The organism is Anaerotruncus sp. 1XD42-93, from assembly GCF_009917605.1.
Classification (GTDB): domain Bacteria; phylum Bacillota; class Clostridia; order Oscillospirales; family Ruminococcaceae; genus Anaerotruncus.
This window is the reverse complement of the sequence record NZ_QZEG01000093.1, coordinates 1-5,880: the sequence shown is the minus strand read 5'-3', so window position 1 is coordinate 5,880 and position 5,880 is coordinate 1. Positions and strand designations below refer to the sequence as shown.

5 protein-coding genes and 1 pseudogene are annotated in these 5,880 nt (G+C 52.6%); 5 read left to right on the top strand and 1 reads right to left on the bottom strand.

Annotated features, from left to right (window positions below; all coding sequences use genetic code 11):
• Positions 1-162: 162 nt before the first annotated feature.
• The gene (locus tag D5269_RS16565) at positions 163-969 is read right to left on the bottom strand and encodes a helix-turn-helix domain-containing protein (protein WP_120487032.1); all 807 of its coding nucleotides are present in this window, start codon (positions 967-969) and stop codon (positions 163-165) included.
• A 599-nt stretch (positions 970-1,568) separates the two neighbouring features.
• Between D5269_RS16565 and D5269_RS16560 the strand changes: the two genes are divergently transcribed.
• The 5 genes and pseudogenes from D5269_RS16560 to D5269_RS16540 form a co-directional block, all read left to right on the top strand.
• Entirely contained in the window at positions 1,569-2,819 is a 1,251-nt protein-coding gene (locus D5269_RS16560; RefSeq protein WP_120487030.1) for a hypothetical protein, read from the top strand.
• 171 nt (positions 2,820-2,990) lie between these two features.
• On the top strand, positions 2,991-4,310 hold the full coding sequence (locus D5269_RS16555) for a phage/plasmid primase, P4 family (protein WP_120487029.1): 1,320 nt from the start codon (positions 2,991-2,993) through the stop codon (positions 4,308-4,310).
• A gap of 425 nt (positions 4,311-4,735) precedes the next feature.
• Complete coding sequence (locus tag D5269_RS16550; protein WP_016317308.1) at positions 4,736-4,957, top strand: hypothetical protein; 222 nt, start codon at positions 4,736-4,738, stop codon at positions 4,955-4,957.
• A 32-nt stretch (positions 4,958-4,989) separates the two neighbouring features.
• Positions 4,990-5,277 carry a hypothetical protein gene (locus D5269_RS16545; protein WP_016317309.1) on the top strand — a complete coding sequence of 96 codons (288 nt, stop codon included), beginning with the start codon at positions 4,990-4,992 and terminating at the stop codon, positions 5,275-5,277.
• Between the two features lie 96 nt (positions 5,278-5,373).
• Positions 5,374-5,814 (top strand): annotated as a pseudogene (locus D5269_RS16540) (recombinase family protein); the annotation flags it as partial.
• Between the last annotated feature and the right edge of the window lie 66 nt (positions 5,815-5,880).

The window sequence follows — 5,880 nt, the reverse complement described above, 5'->3', positions numbered from 1 at the left end:
TCATCTGCTGAGACTATCGTCAAAATTTCTCATTTCCATACCTTGCTTAAACGCTTATGAATACAGCTTCTTATTTGAGGACGACTGATTATATTCATTATAGCACATGGGGTAGACAGATGCTGTCCTTGTCAAAATTTTTTAGAAAACTGCATCCATGATTTATTTCCGTTTCTTTCCCCTCTGCGAAACCGCCCCTTTCAGCAGTTCTGACTTCTGGGCAATTCGTGCCAGCCACTGTTTTTCTTCCTCGGTCAGTTTGTTGTAGCGGAGCTTTGTCTGCTTGCAGAACAGCATAATAAGCTGTTCCAGCTTACTGCCATTGAAACGAGCAACCTCCTCCAAGTCCTGTTTCAATTCTTCTGCGGCGGAGTTTTTCGGTGCGCTGTCGCTCCGGCCCAGGTGCGCTGTCCGCATATCCTCCATGATTGCGTCAATGTCACGATGCACCCGACTGGTGAAATATTCTCCCTCGTCCACATGGGCCGATTGCAGAAGATAGATCATTCTGTCGTTCTCTCCCGGCTGATACTTCTCCACGATTTCAGCCCGTGCCACATCTACCCATGCGTTCAGATTTTGTATCTGCATGGCGGCGATGCCCTCAACATAAATCTGAATATCGGCCAGCAGCTTTACAAAATCCGAGTGCGTTACCAGTTCCCCCAGCAGGGCCGTATCCATCCGTCCCGCTTTTAATACTTCAATCATAGTGTCACTCAAACGCAGGTCTGCCAGATCAGCGTTTGGGTGGCGCTTAGTTTCTGTCAGACCCAGAATATAGTCGGTGGTCACGCCGTAAAATTTCGCCAGCCTGATGAGGGCATAGTGGCTGATGTCCTTGGTTTCATCCGCCTCATAGCTGCCTAGCGCGGATGAGGACAGTCCCGTTTGTTCCTCAAGCTCTTTCAGCGTCAGCTTGCGCTCCACCCGCAGGTCCTTTATTCGTTCCTGTATCGTCAATGACATATCGCTGCCTCCCCCTAATTTTACTGCCATTCTACCACATTTCCGAGAGCATGGAAATATCCGGTTTTCAGGCCGGATTTCCTACCTCTTGGATATACGGGAGAGTGGCCTTTTTTCTGCTACGATGTTTGTGTCACACAGCATTGCAGCTTGAAAAAAGAATGACCGTCCGAAACAGATATGTCCTCTGGTGAAGTATCGCATGAAGCGTATCAAGGAGAACAAAACGCCGCTGAGAGTACAGGGGCAGGAACGGGTTACGGGAAGAACGGCGGGAGTGCAGAGGGCGGCAAACCCTTTGCGCAGGGGTCCAGGGGACGCAGTACCACTGGTCAGTGTCCAGAGGTGAAACTTTTGGGCCAGGTGCAGGGCGGCAGCGCCTGCTGGGTGTCCAGAGGGCAAAGCCCTTTGGGGCGGGTGCAGGGTGACAACGCCTGCTCCGGTGTCCAGAGGGTGAAACCCTTGGCTCAGTAAAGTGATGCTCCGCGTCACTTTATACTGGGTTATTATCTGGCGCAAAGCACTCAGATTCGGCGGCTTCGCCGCCCCTGGGCTACTCCCGGAACAGCAAAAAAACGAAAAACAGGAAGGAGAGCAGAATGGCAAAAAGACTGACCCGGCACAACGGGAGAGCCGGAAAAAGCGGGGTCTACAAATCAACTCACAATGACAGGACCTTCGATACCGAACACGCTGACCTCATTGACGGTGAGCGGATTTCACAGAACATCTATTGGGATTGCTTCCGGGGCGCGACCTATCCAGCCCAGCAGGATGCCGAGGTGTCCTTTGCGGATGTGGAGCGGGCCTTTTATCTGAACCGTTACTCGGATTATCTTGACGGCCAGCATGAGCGGAGCGCCAAACGCCGTCACTCTGAGCGTGACCGGAACGTGGATGATCTGCTGGCTGACAAACGCTTCTGTCCGGAGGAAACCATCTATCAGATCGGCACGATGGAGGAATCCGTTTCCCCGGACACGCTGCTGGAAATTGTCGGAGAATTTATGATGGAACTTGAACGCCGCTTCGGTGAACATATCCATGTTATTGACTGGGCGCTCCATCTGGACGAGGCCACGCCCCATATCCATGAGCGTCATGTGTTCGACTATGTGAACCGCTATGGCGAGGTGGAGCCGAAACAGGAAAAGGCGTTGGAGGCGCTCGGTTTTGAATTACCTGACCCTGAGAAAAAACAGGGGCGCACCAACAACCGGAAGATGGTTTTCGATGCGGTCTGCCGGGTCATTCTGTTTGATATTTGCAAACGGCATGGGCTGGCTGTCGAGGAAGAACCTGACCCCGGCAACCGTGGGCGCAGCTATCTGGAGAAGAACGACTATATCATCCAGAAGCAGAAGAAGTTGATTACGGAGCAGGAGACGGCGATTGAAGAAAAGGCACAGGCGTTAGAGACCGTGTCGCTTCGATTGGAGGATGCCGAGGCCCTGATTGATGAGGTCACAGAGATTGCCTACGACAAGGCGGTGGAGCTTGTGACCGATGCCGTTCGCGCCGAAACGCAGTTGCAGGACGAGAAGATCGTCTCCGATTACAAGGACTGGTGTCTGGCCCCGGAGCGGCGCTACTCCCCGGTGGAGAAAGGGCTGATTGGCAAGGTGCTGGGAAAGGCGCAGGAGCTGATCCACAAAGCCGCTCAAAAGGTGCTTGCCAGGGTGCAGGCGGTTTTGCGAAAGCCGGAGGTCAGAGCCGCCGCCACCAGGCAGATCAAGGAGAAAGCCAGAGAGTCCGTCCTTGCCAAACTGGAACAGGGCAGGGCCGAGATTGCGAGACAGGATGCCGAGCGCAGGGCGGCGCAGTCTGTCAAGCAGGGTATGGAGCGATAATCGCTATTACACTGACAGAGGGATTTTTGGTAGCGGCTACCGAAATCCCCTCTGTCATGTTTTTTGAAACAGGACTGTCATGCCGTTAGCCCGGTTTTTTCAAATTTGCTCATAACCATAGCAGAAGGGCGCGGCAGACGCCCGATTTTTACAGATTGGAGGTATGCGAGAATGAATGAAAATGAAGAAGTACAGTCTGGGTTTCCCGACTGGCTGACGGAGGACTATAAGGTTTTGGAACCGGTTTTCTGCCGGACATTCCTTCGGGAACATCCCATGCGTTGCATCCGGGGGCGGTTCTACACGGTGGATGGGCTAGTTGCGGACGAGAGCGTCTTGAAAAAGGAAATCTACGACCAGATCAGCCCGTGGTTGGAAACCAAAATCGCCAGGAAGGTGGACGAGCTTCTGAACGCCCTGCGGATGGCGGCGTACTCCGAGCCGATAGCGTTGGAGTGCGACCGTATCCATGTTGCCAACGGCACATTGTTTGTAGATGGCCGCTTCTCGCCGGAAAAAGCCTACTGCAACAACCGCCTGACCGTCAGCTATCGCCCTGATGTACCGCCGCCGGAGAAGTGGCCGCGCTTTCTGGCGGAACTGCTGTACCCAGAGGACATCCCCACCTTGCAGGAGTACCTGGGCTACTGTTTGCTCCCCACCACCAGGGGTCAGAAGATGCTCATGCTCATTGGCAAGGGGGGCGAGGGCAAGAGCCGGATAGGGCTGGTGATGCGCTCCATCTTCGGGGACAGCATGAACACCACCAGTATCCAGAAAGTAGAGAACAACCGGTTCAGCCGCGCCGACCTGGAAAGCAAGCTCCTGATGGTGGACGATGACATGGACATGAGCGCCCTGCCCAAGACCAACTATATCAAATCCATCGTGACCTCGGAGTGCAAGATGGACATGGAGCGCAAGGGCGTTCAGAGCTATCAGAGCCAGCTTTATGTGCGGTTCCTCTGTTTCGGCAACGGGGCCTTGACCGCCCTCCATGACAGGTCTGACGGCTTCTTTCGCCGCCAGATCGTGCTGACCACAAAGGACAAACCAGCAGGGAGAGCGGACGATCCGTTTCTCTCGGACAAGCTGATTGCCGAGCGAGAGGGTATCTTCCTCTGGTGTCTGGACGGGCTTAACCGCCTGCTGGTAAACAATTATCGGTTCACCATCAGCGACCGGGCCAGGGAGAATATCTCTGTTGTAGTCCGGGAGGCCAACAACATCATGGACTTCTTGGCCTCTGCCGGATATGTCCGGTTCAAGGCAGACAGCGAGGCCGCTACCCGTGACCTCTATGCCGCCTATAAGGTCTGGTGCGAGGACAACGCCGAGAACCCGCTTTCCCCCAAGAGCTTTTCCGGCTTCATCGCGCAGAACGCCGACGCCTACCGGCTGGAGGCCACCAACAACGTGTATATCGGCAGCGGCAAGCGATGCCGGGGCTACCTGGGAATTGAGGTCTTGATCAAGCCGACCGCTTTATAAAAAAGAAATGAAATTATCTGTACGTGCGTACAGGCGTACACAGACGGCAGGTTGTACCGATGTACGTATGTACGGATGGTTTTGAGTTTGCCTTTATCTTTTTATAGGCAACCGCGCTACCCTGACCTTAAAATGCCGGGGCAAAATTCAATCCTTGTGATTTTCGTGAAAAATATTATTCTGCGATGAACGAATTACACCCATAGGTGATTTACGAAACCGTGTAGCCCCTCTACGAAAAGGCGAGGAAATCCACTGTTCCGGCAGAGATCATGTAAAGCCGTGAAGTGGATATAGGCCCCTTATGACCTAGGCTTCATCATAGCAAATCTGAACGGAAATTACAACTGCGAAAATCCTCATCATTCCGTAAAAGTGCTTTTCAGAACACAACATCAAATTCATCAGAAAGTGAGGAAAAAACTTTGAAATCCGATATGAGGAACGAGATCAAGGCGTACATTGTGCGCCAGGGGATGACCATGCAGGAGGTAGTCGATGTGCTGTCCGATGTGTACGGCTGGTCGGACAGTGTGTCCAATCTCTCCAACAAGCTCCAGCGGGAGTCCCTCCGCTACAAAGAGGCTGTCCAGCTTGCCGATGCGCTGGGCTATGACATTCAGTGGGTCAGGCGCAAGGTTGACTGACCCAACAGACTACGAATTATGGAGGTACTTTATTGAACAATTTTGAAAACTATGTGTACGAACCCATTGACCTGTGCGCCTGCTATGAGCCGATGTTCGATGCGCCGCAGGAGTTGATTGACGAATGGAACGCTGCCTACGTTGAACCGGACGAGGTTCCCACTTTCTATGTGGAGGACGAATACGGAACATTGTACTTCTACTATGGTAACTCCCGTATCCGGGTCGCCGAGCATTTCAACGATAATGGAAAACCCATTGGGACGCTGATTGAGAATGTGATTCGCTACTCCGCCGCCCATCAGACGGAGAAAAACTGATAGATATGAATTGAAACCGGCCCGCGCTTATGGTATAATTGCACCAGTATGAGTATTGTAAGCGCGGGTTGTTTCATGATTGAAGGAGGTAACTTTTTGAAACAACCGCAATATAACACCGCGCTCTATATGCGTCTTAGCCGTGATGATGAGTCTTTTGGCGACAGCGTTTCCATTGAGACCCAGCGCACCGTCCTCACCCAGTATGTCCGGGAACACCCGGAGTTCCATGTGGCGTCCGAGTTCGTGGACGACGGATGGAGCGGAACGAATTTCGACCGTCCCCAGTTCAAGCGCATGATGGATGAGATCGAGGCGGGGAACATCAACTGTGTTATCACGAAAGACTTATCCAGATTTGGCCGTGAGCACATCATGATGGGCTACTACCTGGAGTTCGTGTTTCCGAAGCTGAAAGTCCGCTATATCGCCGTCAACGACAACGAGGATACCGACAAGGGCCTGTCGGACTTTGTTCCGTTCAAGAACCTGATAAATGAGTTTATGGCAAAAGATACCAGCCGCAAGATTCAGAACCTGTATTCACAAGGAGAAAAGAACGTGGTAAAATAGAGATATGGAAGAAAAAGGACGGGAGTCGTA

What these genes read in the sequence shown, in the direction of transcription:
- D5269_RS16565 (WP_120487032.1), bottom strand. Translation starts at nt 969, where the DNA reads ATGTCATTGACGATACAGGAACGAATAAAGGACCTGCGGGTGGAGCGC.
- D5269_RS16555 (WP_120487029.1), top strand. Translation starts at nt 2,991, where the DNA reads ATGAATGAAAATGAAGAAGTACAGTCTGGGTTTCCCGACTGGCTGACG.
- D5269_RS16560 (WP_120487030.1), top strand. Translation starts at nt 1,569, where the DNA reads ATGGCAAAAAGACTGACCCGGCACAACGGGAGAGCCGGAAAAAGCGGG.